Source organism: Acidithiobacillus sp. IBUN Pt1247-S3 (assembly GCF_041146875.1).
Lineage (GTDB): Bacteria > Pseudomonadota > Gammaproteobacteria > Acidithiobacillales > Acidithiobacillaceae > Igneacidithiobacillus.
This window is the reverse complement of record NZ_JBFRXP010000087.1, coordinates 1-383: the sequence shown is the minus strand read 5'-3', so window position 1 is coordinate 383 and position 383 is coordinate 1. Positions and strand designations below refer to the sequence as shown.

General features: G+C 54.3%; 1 protein-coding gene. It reads right to left on the bottom strand.

The genetic code is table 11. The features are described 5' to 3' along the window. Nucleotides 1-151: 151 nt before the first annotated feature. Nucleotides 152-383: hypothetical protein (locus tag AB4090_RS15165; protein ID WP_369574707.1), on the bottom strand; the 232-nt coding region annotated here is incomplete at its 5' end.

Here is a 383-nt window from a genome sequence, read left to right as displayed (position 1 = left end):
AAAGGTGTTGCAAGTCTTCCAAAATGGTGCCCCACTCCGATTCCGCCATATAGCCTCCAGCATTCAACCAGACGTGGCTGACAAATCTTATGAAAACGGAAGGACAGAATCCTCCGACAAATCTCTCTCCTGCTTCCCCACCACGCTATAGCTACCTATCTCTGCGCGCATGGACAAGACAAGACCAACCAGCTTTTGCCTCAGCATCCTGCCATTCTCTACCCTTCGGCCACGGCCAGATCATCCCTACCAGATTCCCCATGACGGCCAGAAGTAGCCCCGCCCCGACCAAGGACACCATAATAGCCGCTGGCCTGCCATCGTCAATCATGGCCGCAACCACAAACAACACCACCAGAACCCACATGACACCCGCCCTCAAT